We start from the raw sequence: 20,575 nt of genomic DNA, 5'->3' as shown, positions 1-20,575 counted from the left end.
GCGCAATTGCCGGGCCACGGTTCTCTTGGATCATCCGCCAGTTTCGAACACCCTTGCCTGGTCCCGTTGGCTCACGGGTTCGGCGACAGGCGGGTCGAACGAAAGCGCGCGCCCGTTAACCGGAGCTTCCGCGCTTCCCAGCGAATGCCGATCACAATCTTCCACGTCATGAGGGGGAACTTCAAGAGGCAAGCCGATAGCTGGGCTGTGCCACATGGCGTTCGGCATTTTCGTCGAGTCGCTGCTGCCCAAAAGCAAAAAACGTCTATGGCCGCAGTCGCGCTTGTGCGATAGCTTTAGCCATGCGTTATGTAGTCGTCATTGCCGCCATCGCGTTCTTCCTGATCTGGGACGGCCTCTACAATCAGGGCCGGTATCTCGACATATCGGTCCGGGAGTTCTCCCATGCCGTGCGCTACGTCACCGGCAAGGCATAATATCCCCTTCGAGAGATAGCAGCCCGGCGCTTCTGCGAGGTGTTCGTTGCGCGAGATGAGGTCCGGCCCCATCCGGGCGCGTCGCAAGGACGCGTGGCGCCATGGACGGTTGACGCGAGGGGACCGCCGTCACTAAAGACCCCGACATTCAGATCGAGGAGGCGTGATTGATCCGGCATATCGTTTTCTTCAGCGCGCGGCGCAAGGCGGATGTGGAGGCAGTGCGCACCGGGCTGCTGGCACTCGGCAACATTCCTCATTCCAGTCTCTTCGAGGTCACTTTGAATACCAAGGTCGACCCGCTGTCGGATGAAGTCGATGTCGTCGTCTACGCCGAGTTCGCCGATGACGCAGCGCTGGCCGCCTACAAGGCGCATCCGCTCTATGCGCAGACCACAGCCAAGGTCAAACCATTGCGCGAACTGCGCTATTCAGCCGATGTCGTGGCGGTCAGCTGATCCAGCGCGCGGTTCCGGATCTCGACAAGTCCCCGGCCGCCACCAACGGAAAATGGCCTTGAACCGCTCCTCGGAATGATGCACACCGCGCCTGATGACCGACAGACCAACCACCGGCACGCATCCGCTTGACCATCTCGTTCTGCCGACCGGCAGCCTCGACACCGCGCGAGCCCGGCTCATTTCGCTAGGCTTTGTCGTCGCCCCGACCGGCATCCATCCCTTTGGAACGGAAAACTGCTGCGTTTTCCTCGCCGACGGCACCTATCTGGAGCCGCTCGGGATCGGCAGTGACCAGACAGCGATTGACGCAGCCGCCGGGGGCAATGTCTTCGTCGCGCGCGACCGCCTCTATCGCGACAGCCGCGGCGATGAGGGATTTTCCGCGGTCGTCCTCGGCACGGACAATGCCGACGCCGCTCATGCGCGCTATGTCGAGGCCGGCCTGTCGGCGGGCGACACGCTAAGCTTTTCACGCGCCTTCATGGATACATCGGGCAAGAGCGATGTGGCGTCATTCAAGCTCGCCTTTGCTGCGACCCGCGGAGCAACCGACGCGTTCCTGTTTGCCTGCCAGCGGATCAACGCGCCGAAAGTGGACCGTACGGCTTTGCAGGCCCACGCCAATGGCGCCACGGGCATTGCGGAAGTGGTGGCGGTCAGCGACCAGCCTGCCGAACAGATCAGCCTGATCTCGGTGGCGGCGAACGATCCTGCCGCCGACGGCGAGGCGTTTCTCCTCCCGAATGCAACTTTGAGCGTACTTGATCCCAAATCCTTCACCGCCCGCTTTGGCATTCCGGCCGGGTCATCGACGAAACTTCGCTTCGTGGCGATCGTCTTTGCCGTCCGAAGCATTGAAGTCACGTCACGGCTGCTTGCAGCCAATTCCATCCAGCACGATATAGCGGGCAATGACATTGTCGTGCCGCCGGCGTCCGGGCAGGGCGCGGCTTTCATCTTCCGGGAGATTCCATGAGCAAGTCCCAAGCGTCCAATTCGATGGCGCCCAATTCGTCGGTAACGGTCGGCAACGTCGTTTTCGACAACAACGCGGCTTTGGCGCTGATCGCTGGCCCGTGCCAGTTCGAATCGCGCCAGCATGCCTTCGATATGGCCGGCGCTCTGAAGGAACTGACCGGCAAGCTCGGCATCGGCCTCGTCTACAAGACGAGCTACGACAAGGCCAACCGCACCTCGCTGTCGGCAACACGCGGCGCCGGCATGGACGCCGCACTTCCGGTCTTCGACGAACTGCGCAAGGAATTCTCGCTTCCCATTCTGACCGATGTCCACACCGAGGAGCAGTGCGCGATCGTCGCGCCGCATGTCGATGTGCTGCAGATTCCGGCCTTCCTGTCGCGTCAGACCGACATGCTGGTTGCCGCCGCGAAAACGGGCAAGGTCATCAACGTGAAGAAGGGGCAATTCCTCGCGCCCTGGGACATGAAGAACGTGGTCGCCAAGATCACCGGCTCCGGCAACGCCAATGTTTTGACCACCGAGCGCGGCGCGTCCTTCGGCTACAACACGCTGGTGTCGGATATGCGCGCGCTGCCGATCATGGCGGAAATCGGCGCGCCGGTGATTTTCGACGCCACGCATTCGGTGCAGCAGCCGGGCGGGCAGGGCGGTTCCTCGGGTGGCGAGCGGCGCTTTGTCGAAACGCTGGCGCGTGCGGCTGTCGCCGTCGGCGTCGCCGGCGTGTTCATCGAGACCCACCAGGATCCGGACAATTCGACGTCTTCCGATGGTCCGAACATGCTACCGCTGAAGGATATGCCGGCTCTGCTCGAGAGGCTGATGGCATTCGATCGCATCGCCAAGGGTCGCTAAAGCGCCCTGAGGGATGCTTCAACCGCCTGCATGTCAGTTGTTCTGGCCTACCGCCTCATGTCGATCGCGAACACCGCGTAATAGTCGACGCCTGGCATCGGCGCCGTGACGGTCAGGATCCAGCGCACATTGCCATGCTGGCGCTCGTAAACCGGCGGGCCGTTCGATGGCAGGGCATCGGCCGGGATCGCAAAGGCGAAGGGAATGCCCACGCTCGACTGCACGGAACCACGCGGCACGACGAGCTTTTCCTCGTATCTGAGCTCTTCCTTGTAGGTCGATTTATCCCCGGCGGTCGTGTTCACGGCCGGTCCGCCGACGCGGTAGGTTCTGATGCATCGCAATTTGACGACGTAGTCACCGGAAGGAGCCAGATCGCGGCCCGACCGGAGCCGGCCTTCGAAGCGTCCGCCAGGTTTTGCCGGCCCCGCCTTTAGCGTCGTTGCGCCGAATTTGCGCACGCGCAATGTGTCACGGATCGCCTTCAGCAATGCGTAGAGCCCGATGACGGCAAACACGACCGGGACGAAGACCAGTGGATTGAATTCGCGGTCGTTGACGTTGAAGTTGAGCGGCAGCTCGAAATACCAGGGGATCAGGGCGGCGATCAGCACCATGGCGCCGGCAAAGAAGTAGCCGCTGGACGCATTCGCGGCATTGGCATCAACCACTGGTGCCGGCGGCTGCGCCGCTGCTGGCTGCTGACTGCGCCTTCGGGCCATTGCCGCCTCACAAAACGACCGGACGCTCCCTCAATGCCACGCTGGACGGCGGCATGACAATGGCCCCGATGGGGCCGCGCTTGTGGAAGGCATAGACCGGTTGTACGCTTGGCCGGCAAATGAGCGTTTTGGCAGGAGGAAGCCATGTCCGTCGCCCGCGTCACCGAAATCACCTCGTCATCGAAGAAGAGTTTTCAGGACGCCATCGAAAAGGGGATCGCCCGCGCTTCGAAAACCCTGAAGAACGTCGAAGGCGCCTGGATCCAGGATCAGAAGATCGTCGTCGAGGACGGCAAGATCGCTGCCTACCGCGTCAACATGAAGGTCACTTTCATCCTCGCGGAGTGATTGGCCGCCGCCGAAAAAGTCGGGAACTTTCGCCCGCGCCCCTCATTGTCAAAGCAGAGTTCAACGACAATGAGGAGCAGATCATGACAACTCAGACAGGTCACACCGAAGCCATTGCCGCTTCGCGAGTCATCGGCACGTCGGTCTACAACACCGAAGGCAAGAGCATCGGCAGCATCGAGGACATCATGCTCGACAAGACGTCGAACGGCATCATGTTCGCTGTGATCGGCTTTGGCGGCTTTCTCGGCATCGGCGAGAAATACCACGCCGTTCCCTGGGCAAGTCTCGACTATGACGAGCACAAGGGCGGTTATGTCGTGCCCTTCTCGAAGGATCAGCTGAAGGCAGCGCCCGCCTATTCGATCAACGAACTGGCCGGTGCGGATGGTGAGACCGCCCGCGACGCGTCATATGAGTATTACAAGGTCACGCCCTACTGGCATTGACGCAACCACAATCAAAAAAGGGCCTCGTTTCGACGGGGCCCTTTTTCGCGTCAACGCCAACGTCTATTCGCTGGTGCTCAACACCGACAAAGCCGCGAAAGCCTTCGGTGGCGATTGTTGGGTGTCGCACGACGTCAGGAACGCCGCCGCGATCAGGAACAAACTCACGATACCGCTCAACTCGGACATGGCGAAACTCCTCCTGTTTCGCCCCGCCCATTGAGACCGTACCTCGAAATGCGTGTCCGGTGACATGACTTATGATGACAGAAATTTGCGCTTCGTGAATCGGGCTGGCGGCACTATTCGGCCATGGCCGGATTGCCTTTTGCGTCGCTTTGGCTAAGACGGGCGCGACCTTTCGTCAGATCAATCGGGGACATCGCAATGACCGCCATCATCGACATTGTCGGACGTGAAATCCTGGACAGCCGTGGAAACCCGACCGTCGAGGTCGATGTCGTACTCGAAGACGGCTCGATGGGTCGCGCCGCGGTGCCATCCGGCGCCTCGACTGGCGCTCACGAAGCCGTCGAGCTTCGCGACGGCGGCGCCCGCTATCTCGGCAAGGGCGTGCTCAAGGCCGTCGAGGCGGTCAATGGCGAGCTGTTCGAGGCGATCGGCGGTATGGAAGCCGAAAACCAGATCCATATCGACCAGACGATGATCGAACTCGACGGCACACCCAACAAGAGCCGCCTCGGCGCCAATGCCATTCTCGGCGTTTCGCTGGCGGTGGCCAAGGCCGCGGCGGATGCCTCAGGCCTGCCGCTCTATCGTTATGTCGGCGGCACCAAGGCGCACGTCCTGCCGGTGCCGATGATGAACATCATCAATGGCGGCGCCCATGCCGACAACCCGATCGACTTCCAGGAATTCATGATCCTGCCGGTCGGCGCGCCGACGCTGCGCGAAGCTGTTCGCTGGGGGTCGGAAATCTTCCACACGCTGCGCAAGAAGCTGAAGGATGCCGGCCACAACACCAATGTCGGCGATGAAGGCGGCTTTGCCCCGAACCTGAAGAGCGCGCCGGTGGCGCTCGATTTCATCATGGAATCGATCGAAAAGGCCGGCTTCAAGCCGGGCGAGGAGATCGCGCTCGGACTCGATTGCGCCGCGACCGAATTCTTCAAGGACGGCAACTATGTCTATGAGGGCGAGAAGAAGACGCGCGATCCCAAGGCCCAGGCCAAGTACCTCGCCAAGCTCGCCGCCGACTATCCGATCATCTCGATCGAGGACGGCCTGGCCGAGGACGACTGGGAAGGCTGGAAGTACCTGACCGACCTGATCGGCAAGAAGACGCAGCTGGTCGGCGACGACCTGTTCGTCACCAACACGGCGCGCCTGCGCGACGGCATCCGCATGGGCGTTGCCAATTCGATCCTGGTCAAGGTCAACCAGATCGGCTCGCTGACGGAAACGCTCGACGCCGTCGAGACCGCGCACAAAGCGGCCTATACGGCCGTCATGTCGCACCGTTCAGGCGAAACCGAGGATTCGACCATCGCCGATCTCGCCGTCGCCACCAATTGCGGGCAGATCAAGACCGGCTCGCTGTCGCGTTCGGACCGCATGGCCAAGTACAACCAGCTGATCCGCATCGAGGAAGAACTCGGCAAACAGGCGCGTTACGCCGGCAAGTCGGTGATCAAGGGCTGATTGGGAAAAACTAAACTTAGATATTTGCGCGAAGGGCGGGATCATTCCCGCCCTTTTTCATATCGCTGATCGCCGGGCCGGTCTCCGTAACCGTCCGTTAAGCACAATCAGGCGAAAAAGGTTCCGGGTCGCCTGAGTTCGCGGCCATGGGGAATCGGTCATGTGGACGCGTCAGCACAAGCAGAGAAACACCGGCCGGCTGATCATCCCTTCGCTTTGCGTGGTGTTCCTGGCGTATTTTGGGTTTCATGCCTATCACGGTGAATTCGGCATCAATTCGAAATATCAGCTGGAAGCCCAGACGGTTGCGCTGCAGGCTCAGCTCGATGTCGTCAAGGCGCGTCGTATGGAGCTCGAACGGCGCGTTCGGCTCATGCATGACGGTACGCTGGAGAAGGATATGCTCGACGAGCAGGCGCGCAGGGCGCTCAATCTGTCCCAGGCTGATGAAATCACCATCATGCTGCCGGCTTCAGCGAAATAACTGATTTTCAGTTAATCGCCAATATTTTCAATGATTTTAATCGCTTAGGCGCATGCCAGCTATGCAAATTCGTCATGGCGCAACGCTCTGACGCGTGTTAGCTTTGCATAAATCGGTGGGGAGAGCTGATCTTCCCAGGGCAGATTTCGTCCTGCCTAATGTCCACAAAGAGACGCAACAGGGAGTGATGCATGGCGACCGCAGCCAGAAAAGCGCCTGCCAAATCGAAATCCGACGGCAAATCTGGGCTTTCCGCGCCCAAGCCGGCTGAATTCACCAAGGACGAAGAGCTTGCCGCCTACCGGCATATGCTGCTCATCCGCCGCTTCGAGGAAAAGGCCGGCCAGCTCTACGGCATGGGTTTCATCGGCGGCTTCTGCCACCTTTATATCGGCCAGGAAGCGGTCGTCACCGGCATGAAGATGGCGCTGATCGACGGCGACCAGATGATAACAGCCTATCGCGACCACGGCCACATGCTGGCGATGGAGCTTTCGCCACGTGGCGTCATGGCCGAGCTGACGGGACGCCGTGGCGGCCTGTCGCGGGGCAAGGGCGGCTCCATGCACATGTTCTCCAAGGAGAAGCATTTTTACGGCGGCCACGGCATTGTCGGCGCGCAGGTCTCGCTCGGCACGGGCCTGGCCTTCGCCAACCGCTACCGCGACAACAACAATGTCTCGCTGACCTATTTCGGCGATGGTGCGGCCAACCAGGGCCAGGTCTATGAAAGCTTCAACATGGCCTCGCTGTGGAAGCTGCCGGTGATCTACATCATCGAGAACAACCGCTACGCCATGGGCACCTCTGTTTCGCGCTCGTCGGCGGAAACCAATTTTTCGCATCGCGGCGCCTCGTTCAAGATTCCGGGCATCCAGGTCGACGGCATGGATGTGCGCGCCGTCAAGGCGGCCGGCGATCTGGCTACCGAGTGGTGCCGCGCTGGCAACGGGCCGATCATTCTCGAAATGCAGACCTATCGCTATCGCGGCCATTCCATGTCCGATCCGGCGAAGTACCGCTCGAAGGAAGAAGTGCAGAAGATGCGCTCCGACCATGATCCGATCGAACAGGTCAAGGCACGGTTGATCGAGAAGAAATGGGCGACCGAGGACGAGTTGAAGACCATCGATAAGGAGGTTCGCGACATCGTCGCAGACGCCGCCGAATTTGCCCAGAACGATGCAGAGCCGGATCCGTCCGAGCTCTGGACCGATATCGTACTGTAAGGGAGGGCCAGGACATGCCGATCGAAATTCTCATGCCCGCTCTCTCGCCGACCATGGAAGAGGGTAATCTTTCCAAGTGGTTGAAGAACGAGGGCGACAAGGTCGTCGCCGGCGACGTCATCGCCGAAATCGAAACCGACAAGGCGACGATGGAAGTCGAAGCCGTCGATGAAGGCACGATTGGAAAGATCCTGATCGCCGCCGGCACCGAAGGCGTCAAAGTCAACACACCGATCGCCGTTCTGCTGCAGGATGGCGAGAGTGTTGCCGACGTAGGCAAGTCCGCGGCTCCCGCCAAGGCGGAAGCCCCGGCGAAGGCAGAGGCACCAGCCGAGGAAAAGGTGGAGGCCGCCAAGCCCGCCGCCGCTCCTGTCGCAGCCGCCCCGAAAACGGAAATTGCAGCCGATCCCGACGTTCCGACCGGCACGGAAATGGTCTCGACCACGGTGCGCGAAGCGCTGCGCGATGCGATGGCCGAGGAGATGCGCCGCGACGGCGATGTCTTCGTCATGGGCGAGGAGGTCGCCGAATACCAGGGCGCCTACAAGATCACCCAAGGGCTGCTGCAGGAGTTCGGACCACGGCGCGTCGTCGATACGCCGATCACCGAGCATGGTTTTGCCGGCGTCGGCGTCGGTGCGGCGATGGCCGGTCTGAAGCCGATCGTGGAGTTCATGACCTTCAACTTCGCCATGCAGGCGATCGACCAGATCATCAACTCGGCCGCCAAGACGCTCTATATGTCGGGTGGCCAGATGGGCGCGCCGATCGTGTTCCGCGGACCGAATGGTGCCGCCGCCCGCGTCGCCGCCCAGCACTCGCAGTGCTATGCCGCCTGGTACAGCCACATTCCGGGCCTGAAGGTGGTGATGCCGTATACGGCCGCCGACGCCAAGGGCTTGCTGAAGGCAGCGATCCGCGATCCGAACCCGGTCATCTTCCTCGAGAACGAAATCCTCTACGGCCAGTCCTTCGACGTGCCGAAGCTCGATGATTTCGTGCTGCCGATCGGCAAGGCGCGCATCCACAAAACGGGCAAGGACGTCACCATCGTATCCTTCGGCATCGGCATGACCTACGCGGTCAAGGCGGAAGCGGAACTGCGCGGCATGGGCATCGACGCCGAGATCATCGACCTGAGGACCATCCGCCCGCTCGACCTCGACACCATCATCGCCTCGGTTAAGAAGACCAACCGGCTGGTCGTGGTCGAAGAAGGCTATCCGCAGAGTTCGGTCGGCGATCACATCGCCAACCAGGTCTCGCAGCGCGCCTTCGATTTCCTCGACGCGCCGGTCATCACCATTGCCGGCAAGGACGTGCCGATGCCTTATGCGGCAAACCTCGAAAAGCTGGCATTGCCGAATGTCGGCGAAGTCATCGAGGCGGTCAAAGCCGTCGCATATCGCTGAACCGGGCGGGAGGACAAGAAATGCCAATCAACATCACCATGCCGGCGCTCTCGCCCACGATGGAAGAGGGCAATCTTTCCAAATGGCTCGTGAAAGAGGGCGACAAGGTTTCGCCGGGCGATGTCATTGCCGAGATCGAGACCGACAAGGCGACGATGGAAGTCGAAGCCGTCGATGAAGGCACGGTCGCAAAGCTCGTCGTCCCCGCCGGCACCGAAGGCGTCAAGGTCAATGCGCTGATCGCCGTGCTTGCCGCCGAGGGCGAGGACGCAGGCGCCGCCGCGAAAAGCGGTGGCGGTGCTGCGCCAGCGAAAGTCGAAGCTCCCAAGACTGAGGCACCAAAGACTGATGCACCAAAGGCTGAGGCGCCGAAGGCAGAACCTGCGGCCGCAGCCGCTCCGAAAGCCACGGCGGCTCCGGCCGCCAATGGCCATGCGGCTGGCGAGCGCACTTTCGCCTCACCGCTGGCCCGCCGTATCGCCAAGGACGCCGGCGTCGATGTGTCTGGTGTGACCGGCACCGGACCGCATGGCCGTGTGGTGAAGGCCGATGTCGATGCCGCGATTGCCGGTGGTGGTGCCAAGGCCGCACCCGCAGCCAAGGCTCCGGCCGGCGCGCCTGCCGCTGCCGCTCCCGCCGTGAAGGCGATGTCGGACGACCAAGTGCTGAAGCTGTTCGAGCAAGGTTCCTACGACCTCGTCCCGCACGACAACATGCGCAAGACCATTGCGAGGCGTCTCGTCGAGGCCAAGACCACCATCCCGCATTTTTATCTCACGCTCGACTGCGAACTCGACGCACTGCTGGCGCTGCGCACGCAGATCAACGCGGCAGCTCCCGTCAAGAAGTCCGACAAGGGCGAGGCTCCGGCTTACAAGCTGTCGGTCAACGACATGGTCATTAAGGCGATGGCCATGGCGCTGAAGGCAGTGCCGGATGCCAATGCCTCGTGGACCGAGAGCGCCATGGTCAAGCACAAGCACGCCGATGTCGGCGTTGCCGTGTCGATCCCCGGCGGCTTGATCACCCCGATCATTCGGCATGCGGACGAAAAGACGCTGTCCACCATCTCCAACGAGATGAAGGATCTGGCCAGCCGTGCCCGCAGCCGCAAGCTGAAGCCGGAAGAATACCAGGGTGGCACCACGGCGGTGTCGAACCTCGGCATGTTCGGCATCAAGGATTTTGCCGCGGTGATCAACCCGCCGCATGCGACGATCCTGGCTGTCGGTGCGGGCGAGGAGCGGGCGGTGGTCAAGAATGGCGAGATCAAGATCGCGACCGTGATGTCGGTGACGCTGTCGACCGATCATCGCGCCGTTGATGGAGCCCTCGGTGCCGAACTGCTGGTCGCCTTCAAGCGGCTGATCGAAAACCCGATGGGCATGCTGGTCTAGGAAAGGGAAAGGCTGTGCGGACATTCTTCACCAGCCTTTTCGCTTTCATCCTTTCCGGCTTTGCCGGCGGCCTGGTCGCGCAGTGGCTGGCTGTCGCCACCGACGATCAGGGAGCATACATCGTCGCCTTTGCAGTCTCGATGCTGGTGACGTTCGTCGTCACCTTTGTCTTCTTCATCGCCCAGCTGATGAATGATCCCGCCGCCGCAGTGGCCAAAACCGGCAAATGGACGCTGATCGTGTTTGCGGTGCTGATTGTCCTGCTGGTCGCGTTGACGCTCTATAGCGACAGCAGTGCGGCAGTCGTCAGGAAAGACATGCCATTCATTGCAGGCCTTGGCTTGCCTGGGCTGGTGACCATCATCGTGCAGTGGCTGTTCGTGCGCTGGCGGGTGAGACGCGGTTTGATCAATGCACGGGTGAGCGCATGAAGACGGTGCTTTGCTACGGCGATTCGCTGACCTGGGGACACGACCCCGAGACCTTGGGTCGACATGAATACGAAGACCGGTGGCCGACCACACTGGCGACAGCGCTCGGGCCGGGCGTCCACGTCATTGCCGAAGGACTGGGCGGTCGCACCACGGCCTATGACGACTTCCTGTCGGCCGCGGACCGCAATGGCGCGCGGATATTGCCAACGCTCCTGAGCACGCATTCGCCGCTCGATCTGGTCATCATCATGCTTGGCTCGAACGACATGAAGCCGTCGATTCATGGCAGCGCGGTCATCGCGTCCTATGGCATGCGGCGCCTCGTTGAGATCGTGCGGGGGCACGTCTATCCGTTCGGCAGTGTCGGCCCCAGGATTATTCTGGTTGCGCCGCCGCATATCGTGGAAACCCGCAAGGCGGACTACGCCGAAATGTTGGGAACGGGCGCAATCGAGTCGCCCAAACTCGCCGGCTTCTATCAAACCGCCGCCGAGGAGATGGGCTGCGGCTTTTTTGATGCCGCGAGCGTCGCCAAATGTACACCGCTCGACGGCGTCCACCTCGACGCCGAAAATACGCGCAACATCGGCAAGGCGTTAGCGCCTGTCGTGCGCGGCATGCTGGAATTGTGATTCAAGGAGAAAAACCGTGGCTGAGAACTACGACGTCATCATCATCGGCTCCGGCCCGGGCGGCTATGTCACGGCGGTGCGTTCCGCCCAGCTCGGTTTCAAGACGGCGATCGTCGAGCGCGAGCATCTCGGCGGCATCTGCCTCAACTGGGGCTGCATACCGACCAAGGCGCTGCTGCGCTCGGCCGAGATCATGCACTATTCGGATCATTTGAAGGACTATGGCCTGAAGCTCGACGGCAAGGTCAGCGTCGACACCGCGGCCGTGGTCGACCGTTCGCGAAAAGTTTCGCTGCGGTTGAATGGCGGCGTCGCCTTTCTGATGAAGAAGAACAAGGTCGACGTCATCTGGGGCGAAGCCAAGCTGTCGAAGCCCGGTGAGGTTGTCGTCTCCAAGACGGCCAAGAAGCCGATGGAACCGCAGCCGCCGGTGCCGAAGGGCGTCAAGGGCGAGGGCACCTACACCGCCAAACACATCATTCTGGCGACCGGTGCCCGGCCGCGCGCGCTGCCTGGCATCGAACCGGACGGCAAGCTCATCTGGACCTATTTCGAGGCCATGGTTCCGCCGGAACTGCCGAAGTCGCTGCTGGTGATGGGATCCGGCGCCATCGGCATCGAATTCGCCTCCTTCTACCGCACCATGGGCGCCGACGTGACGGTGGTTGAATTATTGCCGGCGGTGATGCCGGTCGAAGATGCCGAAGTCTCGAAATTCGCGCAAAAGCAGTTCGAGAAGCAAGGCATGAAGATCATCCTCGAAGCCAAGGTGACCAAGGTCGAGAAGGGTGCCAACTCGGTCACCGCGCATATCGAGATGAAGGACGGCAAGGTCGAGAAGATCACGGCCGACCGCATGATCTCGGCTGTCGGCGTGCAGGGCAATATCGAGGGCCTCGGGCTTGAAGCACTCGGCGTAAAGACGGACCGTGGTTGCGTCGTCGTCGACGGCTACGGCAAGACGAACGTACCCGGCATCTACGCCATCGGCGATGTTGCCGGCCCGCCAATGCTGGCCCACAAGGCCGAGCACGAAGGCGTGGTGTGCATCGAAAAGATCGCCAGCTTTCCCGGCGTGCACGCCATCGACAAGCTCAAGATCCCCGGTTGCACCTATTGCAACCCGCAGGTCGCCTCAGTCGGTCTGACGGAAGCCAAGGCCAAGGCCGAGGGCAAGGATATTCGCGTCGGCCGCTTCCAGTTCGCCGCCAACGGCAAGGCGATCGCGCTTGGCGAGGACCAGGGCTTCATCAAGACCATCTTCGACAAGAAGACCGGTCAGTTGCTCGGCGCCCATATGGTCGGTGCCGAGGTGACCGAGCTGATCCAGGGCTTTGTCGTCGCGATGAACCTCGAGACGACCGAAGAAGAGCTGATGCACACCATCTTCCCGCATCCGACGCTGTCGGAGATGATGAAGGAAAGCGTGCTCGACGCCTATGGCCGCGCGTTGAACGCATGATAGATTCGCCGCGAGAGACTCAAACGCGAAAGCCTTGGGAGCTCGACGGCAGCGGTGTTCGTTTCCGGATGCATTTTTACGTGCGCAAGGAGAAGGCATATGCACTTGAACGGCGTGGGCTGGATCGCAGCCATCATCATCGGCGGCCTGGCAGGCTGGTTTGCCGAAATGGTCATGAAGAGCAACACCGGCATTTTCATGAACATTATCATGGGCATCGTTGGCGCGGTGGTGCTGAATGCCATCCTGCAGGCGCTCAATATCGGCGTGTTCGGCGTCGGCTGGACCGCCTATCTGATCACCGGATTTATCGGTGCCTGCCTGCTGATCTGGGTCGGTCGCCTGGTGCGCCGCTAGTCGATATCGTTGCCGGCTATGCGAAAACGGTTGTAGCGGCATGCGCCGCTGCAGCCTTTTTCTTTGGGCCGAAAAGTCCTAGATGACGTAAACGTGACGATCGCCGACGGGCGGTCGCAAGCAAAGCCAGGGTTCAGATGGTCACTGTCCTCGACACAATCGCCAACGCGCCGCGGCTGCGGCACCCGGAAAAGGCGCACAAGCCTGACCAGGAGGTGTTGCGCAAGCCGGACTGGATCCGCGTCAAGGCGCCGGTCTCGAAGGGCTATGCCGAGACACGCGAAATCGTGAAATCGCACAAGCTGGTGACCGTCTGCGAAGAGGCCGGCTGCCCCAACATCGGTGAGTGCTGGGAGAAGAAGCACGCCACCTTCATGATCATGGGCGAGATCTGCACGCGCGCCTGCGCCTTCTGCAATGTCGCCACCGGCATTCCGACCGCGCTCGATGCCGATGAACCCGCACGCGTCGCGCATGCCGTCAAGCAGATGGGGCTCAGCCACGTCGTCATCACCTCGGTTGATCGCGACGATCTCGCCGATGGCGGCGCGCAGCACTTCGCCGAAGTCATCCGTGCGATCCGCGCGGCAACGCCGTTGACAACGATTGAAATCCTGACGCCCGATTTCCTGCGCAAGGACGGCGCGCTGGAGATCGTCGTGGCGGCCAAGCCCGACGTCTTCAACCACAATCTCGAAACCGTGCCGTCGAACTATCTGAAGGTCCGGCCGGGCGCCCGTTACTTTCACTCGATCCGGCTGTTGCAGCGGGTCAAGGAACTCGACCCGTCGATCTTCACCAAGTCCGGCATCATGGTCGGCCTGGGCGAGGAGCGGAACGAAATCCTGCAGTTGATGGACGATCTGCGTTCGGCCAATGTCGACTTCATGACCATCGGCCAATATCTGCAGCCGTCGAAGAAGCACCATCCGGTGATCCGCTTCGTCACCCCCGAAGAATTCAAGTCCTTCGAGACGATCGGCCGGACCAAGGGTTTCCTGCTGGTGGCATCGAGCCCACTGACGCGCTCATCGCACCATGCCGGCGACGATTTCGCGCGGCTGCGCGCGGCGCGGGAAGCGCAACTCCAGAAGTCGCTCTAGCCGATTTTATGCCCAAATTCGAAGCCACCCGCCGCGTTGCCCACACGCCGCAGCAGATGTTTGCGCTGGTCGCTGACGTCGAGGCCTACCCGCAATTCCTGCCGCTTTGTGAAGCGCTGACGGTGCGCTCGCGCAAGGAGCGTGACGGACGCACCGTTCTGCTGGCCGATATGAGCATCGGCTACAAGGCCATCCGCGAGACCTTCACCACGCAGGTGCTGCTGAAGCCCGACGAGAACGCCATCGACGTCAAGTACATCGATGGCCCGTTCAAATATCTGAGCAATGTCTGGCGTTTCGAGCCCGATGGCCCCGGCTGCGCAGTCCGCTTCTTCATCGACTATGAGTTCAAGAGCCGCATTCTGGGCGCGCTGATGGGCACCATGTTCGACCGTGCCTTCCGCATGTTCGCCGAGGCTTTCGAAAAGCGCGCCGACGTCATCTATGGTGTCGCGCCGCGGGTCTAATTCTGGCTGAGCGCTTGCAGGCCCAGCTTCAGCGCGTGTCTCACCGTCTCGTGGCGGATGAATTCGCGGCCCTTGTGGCCGAACAGCTGGCGCTCGGCGACAACCGGCTGACCGGCCAGGGCAAGGCCGAACCAGACGAGACCGACCGGCTTGTCGGCCGAACCTCCGCCTGGACCGGCAATGCCGGTAACGGCAAGAGAAAGGCTTGCGCGTGAATGCGTCAGCGCGCCGGCCGCCATCTCCAGCACCGTTTCGCGCGACACAGCTCCATGCGCGTCGAGCGTTTCGGCGGAAACGCCGAGCATCTCCATCTTGGCTTCGTTGGAATAGGTGATGAAGCCGCGGTCGACCACGACGGAGGAGCCGGCAATGTCGGTGAGCGCGGCGATGATCAGGCCGCCGGTGCAGCTTTCCGCCGTCGCCAGCATGATGCCACGTTGCTGGCAGGCCAGCAGCAGGGCGTTTGCGAGTTCAGCGTTGCTCATTCCGGCACCTCGCCCGGAAACACCACGCTGGCCGTGGCGATCGCCGCAATGCCTTCCTCGCGGCCGACGAAGCCGAGCTTCTCGTTGGTTGTCGCCTTGATCGAGATGCGATCGGCGGAAATGCCCAGCATCTGCGACAGGGCTGATGTCATCGCCTCACGATGTGGGCCAACGCGCGGCGCCTCGCAGATCAGCGTGATATCGGCATTGGCTATGCGTCCGCCGCGCGCGCGCACCACCTTTGCCGCGTGTTCGACGAAGATCCGCGACGCAGCACCCTTCCACTGCGGATCGGACGGCGGAAAATGCGTGCCGATGTCGCCGGCGCCGCAGGTCGCCAGCAGCGCGTCGGTCAAAGCGTGCAGGCCGACATCGGCATCGGAATGGCCCGACAGTTTCTTGTCATGCGGAATGGCGACGCCACACAGGGTGACATGATCGCCAGGCTCGAAGGCGTGGACGTCGTAGCCGTTGCCGGTGCGGATGTCGGGGAAGTGTGTGCGTTCGCTGGAAAGCCGCTGGTGCGCCATGGCGATGTCCCGTGCCCAGGTGAGTTTGACATTGTCCGGCGAGCCGGGAACCAACTTGACCGGAATATGCGCCCATTCGGCGATGGCCGCGTCGTCGGTGAAATCCAGCCTGCCCAGCCGGTAAGCCTTGTCGTGCGCGGCAAGGATCGGCCCGTAGGGAAAACCTTGCGGCGTCTGCGCCGCGTGCAGCCCGCTGCGGGAAACGGTTTCCGCGACCACGCCGGCGGCCGACTCGCGCTTCAGCGTGTCGGCGACGGGCAGGGCGGGCAACGCTCCCTCGTTCTCGCCGATGGCGGCGATGGTGCGGTCGATCAACTCCGCGTCGACGAACGGGCGGACGGCATCGTGGATCAGAACCTGGCCCGGCGCGTGGTCTTTCAGCGCCAGCAGCCCGAGCCGGACGGACTCCTGCCTGGTCGGTCCGCCGATGACCGCGGTGACACGCTGAGCCTGCGTGCCCGCTGCTTGCCGAAACAATTCGTGGTCGTCGGCATGGATGGCGACGACGATCTGGCCGGTTCGCGGATGGGCAAGAAACATCTCCAGCGTATGCGCAATGACAGCGCGCCCGCCGATGTTCTGGTACTGCTTGGGCCCGTTGGCCTGCCCGGCACGAGCGCCGCGGCCGGCGGCGACGATCACCACCGCAACCCCACCCGTCGCGCTCGAGTTTTCACTTCCGTCAGTCATGGCGATTGGCTTAGCGCACGATCCCCAAAAGTGTAATTGGTTTTACGAAAAGATCGTGCGTCAAATATGAATTCCAAAAGTGTCTTGAAGGATGCGCCAGTGCCCTGGTCGCGGCAAAAGCCGAAGGCCGGCATTTTCCCAATTGCGCCTTAATGTGGCGTCATTCCGCGTTGCACATTGCGGCCGATATGGCTAGAGAATGTGCAACGAATGGACGTGCTTGGTTTTTGTGCATGGTTAACTCAGCCAAATTGGCCGCGCCTCTCGACGTCGGCGGCGTGGAAATCCGCAATCGCGTGTTCCTCGCGCCGATGTCGGGTATTACCGACGAGCCTTTCCGCAAGCGCGCCCATGCGCATGGCGCCGGCCTGGTCGTGTCCGAAATGGTGGCAAGCGGCGAACTCGCCAAGGGCAGGGCCGGCTTCGACCTGCGCATACGGCATTCCGGCCTGCCCGTCCATATGGTGCAGCTCGCCGGCCGCGAGGCAGCACATATGGCTGAAGGGGCGCGTATCGCCGCCGGCGAGGGTGCGGACATTATCGATATCAACATGGGCTGCCCGGCCAAGAAGGTCACCGGTGGGTATGCCGGCTCGGCATTGATGCTGGACCTCGACCATGCGCTGTCGCTGATCGAGGCCGTGGTCGGCGCGGTCAAGGTGCCGGTGACGGTCAAGATGCGGCTCGGCTGGGACGAGGGCGCGCACAACGCGCCAATCCTCGCGCGCCGTGCCGAACAGGCGGGCGTCAGCATGGTGACGGTGCATGGCCGCACCCGCTGCCAGTTCTATCAGGGCAAGGCCGACTGGAGCGCGATCGCACGCGTCAAGGACGCCGTCTCCATCCCGGTCGTTGCCAATGGCGATGTCTGCTCCCCGGCCGAGGCAGCCACCATTCTCGATCAATCCGGCGCCGACGCGGTGATGGTCGGCCGCGCGCACTATGGCGCGCCCTGGATCGCTGGTGGCATAGCCGCCGCGGCAGCAGGCGAAACGGCGGCCAACGTACCGTGCAATCCGACGGCACTGGCCGACTATGTCGTCGCCCACTACGAGGACATGCTGGCGCTCTATGGCGTCGGGAGCGGCTTGCGTCAGGCGCGCAAGCATCTGGGCTGGTATCTCGATCGCCATGCCGTTGGCGTTGCCGATGACGACCGAAAAGCCATCCTGACCGCGTTCGAGCCGGCCCGCGTCATTGCCTTGCTGCGAAATGTGTTCTCGCGCGATCCGCGATCCTTGAACCTGCGGAGTGCGGCATGAACGCCAACGTCACCCACGGCACCGATATGGCAGAGGCCGCCCATATCGTGCTCAACACAATCCGCCGTCCGGTGATCATGGTCGACACGGATGGGTTCATCACCTACGCCAATGCCGATGCCGAGGATTTCTTCCGCTCGAGCGCGAATATGCTCGCGCGCAACACCCTGTCCAGGCTGATCCCGTTCGGCAGCCCGCTGCTTACGCTGGTCGATCAGGTGCGCGAGCGCCGGGCTCCGGTCAACGAATATCGCGTCGATGTGTCATCGCCGCGCCTCGGCATCGAGAAGGTTGTCGATCTCTATGTCGCGCCGGTGCCGGAATTCCCGGGCTCCGTGGTGGTCATGTTCCAGGAGCGGTCGATGGCCGACAAGATCGACCGCCAGATGACGCATCGCGGCGCGGCGCGTTCGGTGACCGGGCTGGCGGCGATGCTTGCCCATGAGATCAAGAACCCTCTCTCAGGCATCCGCGGCGCCGCGCAGCTGCTCGAACTGTCCGCCTCCGATGAAGACCGCGCGCTGACCCGGCTGATCACCGACGAGACTGACCGCATCGTCTCGCTGGTCGATCGCATGGAGGTGTTTTCCGACGAGCGGCCCATCGATCGCTATCCCGTCAACATCCATGTCGTGCTTGACCATGTGAAGGCGATCGCCAAGAACGGTTTTGCGAAGAAAATCAGGATATTGGAGGACTATGATCCATCATTGCCTCCTGTCTTCGCCAATCGCGACCAGCTGATCCAAGTGTTCCTCAACCTGGTCAAGAACGCCGCCGAGGCGATCGGCAGCGATCCGCATGGCGAGATCGTGCTGTCGACCGCCTTCAGGCCGGGCATTCGCGTTTCGGTGCCGGGAACGCAGGACCGCGTATCGCTGCCGCTTGAGTTCTGCGTGCGCGACAACGGCTCCGGCGTCTCGGAGGACATCCTGCCGATCCTGTTCGATCCCTTCATCACCACCAAGCCGAACGGCTCGGGGCTGGGGCTGGCGCTCGTCGCCAAAATCGTCGGCGAGCATGGCGGCATCATCGAATGCGACTCGACCCCGCGCGGAACCACCTTCCGCATCCTGATGCCGGCCTGGAAGGAAACGCCGTTCGGCGCTGAAGAAGACGGTGAAGGAGACCGCAAATGACGGTTCGCGGCAATATTCTCGTCGCCGATGACGATGCGGCGATCCGCACGGTGCTCAATCAGGCTCTCTCGCGCGTCGGCCATGAGGTGCGCGTCACTTCCAACGCTTCGACCCTTTGGCGCTGGGTGGCAGCGGGCGAGGGCGACCTCGTTATCACCGACGTGGTGATGCCGGACGAGAACGCCTTCGACATGCTGCCGCGCATCAAGAAAGCCCGGCCGGAACTGCCGGTCATCGTCATGAGCGCCCAGAACACGTTCATGACGGCGATCCGCGCATCCGAGACCGGCGCCTATGAATATCTGCCAAAACCGTTCGACCTGACAGAGCTCCTCAACATCGTCAACCGGGCGCTGTCGGAGCCGCGGCGGCCGAAGATCGATGCGCGGCCGGAAGAGCAGCCCGACGCGATGCCGCTGGTCGGCCGCTCGGCGGCCATGCAGGACATCTACCGCATGCTAGCGCGGATGATGCAGACCGACCTGACGGTCATGATTTCTGGCGAATCGGGCACCGGCAAGGAACTGGTGGCGCGCGCGCTGCATGAATATGGCCGCCGTCGTGGCGGCCCGTTCGTCGCCATCAACATGGCGGCGATCCCGCGCGACCTGATCGAATCGGAACTGTTCGGCCACGAGAAGGGCGCCTTCACCGGCGCCCAGAACCGCTCCACCGGCCGCTTCGAGCAGGCCGAGGGCGGCACGCTGTTCCTCGACGAGATCGGCGACATGCCGATGGAGGCGCAGACGCGCCTGCTGCGTGTCCTGCAGCAGGGCGAATATACGACGGTCGGCGGCCGCACGCCGATCAAGACCGACGTGCGCATCGTCGCCGCCACCAACAAGGATCTGCGCACGCTGATCAACCAGGGACTGTTCCGCGAGGATCTGTTCTATCGCCTCAACGTCGTGCCGCTGAGACTGCCGGCATTGCGCGAGCGTTCCGAGGACGTGCCCGATCTGGTGCGTCACTTCTTCAAGCTCGGCGAGATGGAAGGGCTGCAGACCAAACGCATCTCGTCCGGCGGCATCGAACTGATGAAGCGCTATCCCTGGCCAGGCAATGTGCGCGAGCTGGAAAACCTCGTTCGCCGCCTCGCCGCGCTTTATTCGCAAGACGAGATTTCCGCCGAGATCATCGAGGCGGAGCTCAAGACCGGCGAGCGCCCCGTGGTCCCCGGCGGCGGCAACCTCATTCCAGACGACCTCTCGATTGGCCAGGCGGTCGAGCATTTCCTGCAGCGCTATTTCGCCTCGTTTGCCGGCGAATTGCCGCCCGCCGGGCTCTACCAGCGCATTCTCTCCGAAGTCGAATATCCGCTGGTCCTGGCCTCGATGACGGCAACCCGCGGCAACCAGATCAAGGCTGCGGAACTGCTGGGGCTGAACCGCAACACGCTGCGCAAGAAGATTCGCGAACTGGGCGTCAATGTCTACAAATCATCGCGGCCGGGCTGATCCGGCGTCGACTCTTTTCAGGGACTGAGCGCCTTTTCAGGGGACTGAGCGGCGAAAGATTGCTGCCGCTGTCACACTTGTTGCATAATCGCCACAATGCGTTGCATAGATCGAATGCAATCA

The 20,575-nt window shown here is 62.2% G+C and carries 25 protein-coding genes; 20 read left to right on the top strand and 5 right to left on the bottom strand.

Annotated elements, in window-relative coordinates; genetic code table 11:
* Window positions 1–71: 71 nt before the first annotated feature.
* The gene (locus tag AC1D05_RS27555; protein ID WP_477444875.1) at window positions 72–185 is read right to left on the bottom strand and encodes a hypothetical protein; all 114 of its coding nucleotides are present in this window, start codon (window positions 183–185) and stop codon (window positions 72–74) included.
* 117 nt (window positions 186–302) lie between these two features.
* Between AC1D05_RS27555 and AC1D05_RS27550 the strand changes: the two genes are divergently transcribed.
* The 4 genes from AC1D05_RS27550 to kdsA all read left to right on the top strand — a co-directional run bounded on the left by AC1D05_RS27550 (window position 303) and on the right by kdsA (window position 2,731).
* Window positions 303–437: a hypothetical protein gene (locus tag AC1D05_RS27550; protein WP_475450872.1), complete on the top strand. Its 135-nt coding sequence runs from the start codon at window positions 303–305 to the stop codon at window positions 435–437.
* A 167-nt stretch (window positions 438–604) separates the two neighbouring features.
* Window positions 605–895, top strand: coding sequence for a Dabb family protein (locus tag AC1D05_RS27545; RefSeq protein WP_477444873.1), 291 nt, complete (start codon window positions 605–607; stop codon window positions 893–895).
* Window positions 896–989: 94 nt separating this feature from the next.
* Window positions 990–1,874, top strand: coding sequence for a VOC family protein (locus AC1D05_RS27540; protein ID WP_477444871.1), 885 nt, complete (start codon window positions 990–992; stop codon window positions 1,872–1,874).
* The gene (gene kdsA, locus AC1D05_RS27535) at window positions 1,871–2,731 is read left to right on the top strand and encodes a 3-deoxy-8-phosphooctulonate synthase (protein ID WP_477444869.1); all 861 of its coding nucleotides are present in this window, start codon (window positions 1,871–1,873) and stop codon (window positions 2,729–2,731) included. Before AC1D05_RS27540 ends, kdsA begins: the two co-directional genes overlap by 4 nt.
* 47 nt (window positions 2,732–2,778) lie before the next feature.
* Here the strand turns inward: kdsA and AC1D05_RS27530 are convergent, their stop codons facing one another.
* A complete protein-coding gene (locus tag AC1D05_RS27530; RefSeq protein ID WP_477444867.1) occupies window positions 2,779–3,453 on the bottom strand; it encodes a hypothetical protein in 675 nt (224 codons plus the stop codon).
* 144 nt (window positions 3,454–3,597) lie between these two features.
* Here AC1D05_RS27530 and AC1D05_RS27525 point away from each other — a divergent pair, with 144 nt between their 5' ends.
* Together AC1D05_RS27525 and AC1D05_RS27520 are read left to right on the top strand one after the other, a co-directional pair.
* Entirely contained in the window at window positions 3,598–3,801 is a 204-nt protein-coding gene (locus AC1D05_RS27525; protein WP_027045027.1) for a dodecin family protein, read from the top strand.
* Window positions 3,802–3,884: 83 nt separating this feature from the next.
* Window positions 3,885–4,250 (top strand): PRC-barrel domain-containing protein, encoded by a 366-nt coding sequence (locus tag AC1D05_RS27520; protein ID WP_477444865.1) that lies wholly within the window; start codon window positions 3,885–3,887, stop codon window positions 4,248–4,250.
* A gap of 63 nt (window positions 4,251–4,313) precedes the next feature.
* On the opposite strand, the gene AC1D05_RS27515 is transcribed toward AC1D05_RS27520, so the two are convergent.
* Complete coding sequence (locus AC1D05_RS27515) at window positions 4,314–4,439, bottom strand: hypothetical protein (RefSeq protein WP_477444863.1); 126 nt, start codon at window positions 4,437–4,439, stop codon at window positions 4,314–4,316.
* A gap of 198 nt (window positions 4,440–4,637) precedes the next feature.
* On the opposite strand from AC1D05_RS27515, the gene eno reads away from it, so the two are divergent.
* From eno to AC1D05_RS27460, 11 genes are all read left to right on the top strand, one after another.
* Window positions 4,638–5,912: a phosphopyruvate hydratase gene (gene eno / locus AC1D05_RS27510; RefSeq protein WP_477444861.1), complete on the top strand. Its 1,275-nt coding sequence runs from the start codon at window positions 4,638–4,640 to the stop codon at window positions 5,910–5,912.
* Window positions 5,913–6,072: 160 nt separating this feature from the next.
* Complete coding sequence (locus tag AC1D05_RS27505) at window positions 6,073–6,396, top strand: FtsB family cell division protein (protein WP_477444859.1); 324 nt, start codon at window positions 6,073–6,075, stop codon at window positions 6,394–6,396.
* A 191-nt stretch (window positions 6,397–6,587) separates the two neighbouring features.
* Window positions 6,588–7,625, top strand: coding sequence for a pyruvate dehydrogenase (acetyl-transferring) E1 component subunit alpha (gene pdhA, locus AC1D05_RS27500; protein ID WP_477444857.1), 1,038 nt, complete (start codon window positions 6,588–6,590; stop codon window positions 7,623–7,625).
* 14 nt (window positions 7,626–7,639) lie between these two features.
* Window positions 7,640–9,037 carry a pyruvate dehydrogenase complex E1 component subunit beta gene (locus AC1D05_RS27495; protein WP_477444855.1) on the top strand — a complete coding sequence of 466 codons (1,398 nt, stop codon included), beginning with the start codon at window positions 7,640–7,642 and terminating at the stop codon, window positions 9,035–9,037.
* Window positions 9,038–9,057: 20 nt separating this feature from the next.
* Window positions 9,058–10,434, top strand: a complete 1,377-nt coding sequence (locus AC1D05_RS27490) for a pyruvate dehydrogenase complex dihydrolipoamide acetyltransferase (protein ID WP_477444853.1) — start codon at window positions 9,058–9,060, stop codon at window positions 10,432–10,434.
* 14 nt (window positions 10,435–10,448) lie between these two features.
* Window positions 10,449–10,865, top strand: coding sequence for a hypothetical protein (locus AC1D05_RS27485; protein WP_477444851.1), 417 nt, complete (start codon window positions 10,449–10,451; stop codon window positions 10,863–10,865).
* Window positions 10,862–11,500 carry an SGNH/GDSL hydrolase family protein gene (locus AC1D05_RS27480; protein ID WP_477444849.1) on the top strand — a complete coding sequence of 213 codons (639 nt, stop codon included), beginning with the start codon at window positions 10,862–10,864 and terminating at the stop codon, window positions 11,498–11,500. Before AC1D05_RS27485 ends, AC1D05_RS27480 begins: the two co-directional genes overlap by 4 nt.
* Before the next feature lie 16 nt (window positions 11,501–11,516).
* Entirely contained in the window at window positions 11,517–12,962 is a 1,446-nt protein-coding gene (lpdA, locus tag AC1D05_RS27475; RefSeq protein ID WP_477444847.1) for a dihydrolipoyl dehydrogenase, read from the top strand.
* A gap of 99 nt (window positions 12,963–13,061) precedes the next feature.
* Window positions 13,062–13,319 (top strand): GlsB/YeaQ/YmgE family stress response membrane protein, encoded by a 258-nt coding sequence (locus AC1D05_RS27470; RefSeq protein ID WP_027054263.1) that lies wholly within the window; start codon window positions 13,062–13,064, stop codon window positions 13,317–13,319.
* Between the two features lie 137 nt (window positions 13,320–13,456).
* Window positions 13,457–14,422: a lipoyl synthase gene (gene lipA, locus AC1D05_RS27465; protein WP_477444845.1), complete on the top strand. Its 966-nt coding sequence runs from the start codon at window positions 13,457–13,459 to the stop codon at window positions 14,420–14,422.
* An 8-nt stretch (window positions 14,423–14,430) separates the two neighbouring features.
* On the top strand, window positions 14,431–14,889 hold the full coding sequence (locus tag AC1D05_RS27460) for a type II toxin-antitoxin system RatA family toxin (protein ID WP_477444843.1): 459 nt from the start codon (window positions 14,431–14,433) through the stop codon (window positions 14,887–14,889).
* On the opposite strand, the gene AC1D05_RS27455 is transcribed toward AC1D05_RS27460, so the two are convergent.
* Window positions 14,886–15,374, bottom strand: coding sequence for a CinA family protein (locus AC1D05_RS27455; RefSeq protein ID WP_477444841.1), 489 nt, complete (start codon window positions 15,372–15,374; stop codon window positions 14,886–14,888). The genes AC1D05_RS27460 and AC1D05_RS27455 overlap by 4 nt on opposite strands.
* Window positions 15,371–16,594, bottom strand: a complete 1,224-nt coding sequence (locus tag AC1D05_RS27450) for a bifunctional 2-C-methyl-D-erythritol 4-phosphate cytidylyltransferase/2-C-methyl-D-erythritol 2,4-cyclodiphosphate synthase (RefSeq protein ID WP_477444839.1) — start codon at window positions 16,592–16,594, stop codon at window positions 15,371–15,373. Before AC1D05_RS27450 ends, AC1D05_RS27455 begins: the two co-directional genes overlap by 4 nt.
* A 233-nt stretch (window positions 16,595–16,827) precedes the next feature.
* Here AC1D05_RS27450 and dusB point away from each other — a divergent pair, with 233 nt between their 5' ends.
* Genes dusB through ntrC form a run of 3 tightly spaced genes read left to right on the top strand, consistent with a single transcriptional unit; the run spans window position 16,828 to window position 20,452 of the window.
* Window positions 16,828–17,856: a tRNA dihydrouridine synthase DusB gene (gene dusB / locus AC1D05_RS27445; RefSeq protein WP_477444837.1), complete on the top strand. Its 1,029-nt coding sequence runs from the start codon at window positions 16,828–16,830 to the stop codon at window positions 17,854–17,856.
* Entirely contained in the window at window positions 17,853–18,995 is a 1,143-nt protein-coding gene (locus AC1D05_RS27440) for a two-component system sensor histidine kinase NtrB (RefSeq protein ID WP_477444835.1), read from the top strand. Before dusB ends, AC1D05_RS27440 begins: the two co-directional genes overlap by 4 nt.
* Entirely contained in the window at window positions 18,992–20,452 is a 1,461-nt protein-coding gene (ntrC, locus tag AC1D05_RS27435; protein WP_027045043.1) for a nitrogen regulation protein NR(I), read from the top strand. The genes AC1D05_RS27440 and ntrC overlap by 4 nt, the downstream gene beginning before the upstream one ends.
* Window positions 20,453–20,575: the final 123 nt, after the last annotated feature.

The sequence above is a fragment of the Mesorhizobium sp. P2_E9 genome, assembly GCF_056403815.1.
This window is presented reverse-complemented; position numbering and strand designations above follow the sequence as displayed.